Source organism: Acidiplasma cupricumulans (genome assembly GCF_001402935.1).
Taxonomy (GTDB): Archaea; Thermoplasmatota; Thermoplasmata; order Thermoplasmatales; family Thermoplasmataceae; genus Acidiplasma; species Acidiplasma aeolicum.
On record NZ_LKBH01000003.1, the window covers coordinates 1 to 1,149 of the forward strand.

Below are 1,149 nucleotides of genomic sequence, written 5' to 3' on the forward strand. Positions count from 1 at the left end.
AAAGAATATTTTTAATGATGTAATGTCTGACTACGTAGGACAGAGATGTTTAAATGAAGCTTATGGTGCATTACATTTTTAGTACGGGAATATTAAGCCTTATTAATTCATACTTTACAGGCTTTTTCAGGGGATTTTCCATAGCAGTTATAATGTCATTTCTTGGTAATACAGTAATAGACCATTTTGGGCATAAGCGTAAGATAACAAAATATGGTCTCATACCGGTAAGGAGCCCATCGACACATTCATTTGAAAACAGCATTATCATTGGACTTTCCATTTCTTTTTTCATTATATTAATTATGTATATATTTAATAATTTAGCACCCATAACAATTACAGTAATTTCCGGCATACTGGTTGGACCCTCACATTTATTTCTGGATGCGTTTACACAGGGTGGTATTTATATTAAAAGTAAGAAACACTGGAGAAGATTTGCAATAGCCCATTTAAGGTATAATAATAAAATAATAAATGCCACAACAGCATTTTTTGGGATATTTTTAATTATTATTTCATTTTCAGGATTTGGAATAATATTTCTTTATATTAAGGATGTATTCAATTATTTATCATTAATTTTTTAGAATTTTTTAAATAACGGGCTCGGTGGGATTTGGACCCACGATCACCGACTTAGAAGGACGGTGCCTTATCCATACTAGGCCACGAGCCCAGTGGTTAATTTTAAAATTGGATATAAGTATTTCGTTGATTTATCTCTTAAATATGGTTTATTCGAATTTTTATAATATTACCATAAAAATTGAAAAAATTATATATTCACGTTATAATATTAAAAATTTTAATCAAAACGTTATTGGAGCATAGCCATCCTTTACATAATCTGAAATTAAAGCGCCCACCGGTTTAAGATTTATTTTTAGCTCCAGGAGCCTCTCTTTTATATTTTCCTCATCTGCTATGTTCACACAGGCAACCGGAATGATATTTTTATCAATTAACTGTTTTACCAGACCCTTAAATTCATCATCCTCAGCTGCCAGTTTTTCTGCGGCGCCGAATAGGACAACCCTTGTTCCAATTGTGGTATGAAGTGCAAATTTAAGGCCAAGCAACGCCCTATCCCTGTTTTCATTACCTGATAAAATTATTACAGCAAGTTTATCTGCCATAATATAA

At 31.9% G+C, this 1,149-nt stretch carries 2 protein-coding genes and 1 tRNA gene; 1 reads left to right on the top strand and 2 read right to left on the bottom strand.

The genetic code is table 11. The features are described from left to right. Window positions 1-53 precede the first annotated feature (53 nt). Window positions 54-593: a DUF1286 domain-containing protein gene (locus AOG55_RS00050; RefSeq protein ID WP_052656869.1), complete on the top strand. Its 540-nt coding sequence runs from the start codon at window positions 54-56 to the stop codon at window positions 591-593. 14 nt (window positions 594-607) lie between these two features. Here the strand turns inward: AOG55_RS00050 and AOG55_RS00055 are convergent. Then, window positions 608-682 (bottom strand) — tRNA-Arg (locus AOG55_RS00055). A gap of 133 nt (window positions 683-815) precedes the next feature. Then, window positions 816-1,149 (bottom strand): hypothetical protein (locus tag AOG55_RS09430; RefSeq protein ID WP_162216738.1); only part of this gene is annotated, 334 nt, incomplete at its 5' end.

What these genes read in the sequence shown, in the direction of transcription:
- AOG55_RS00050 (WP_052656869.1), top strand. Translation starts at nt 54, where the DNA reads ATGAAGCTTATGGTGCATTACATTTTTAGTACGGGAATATTAAGCCTT.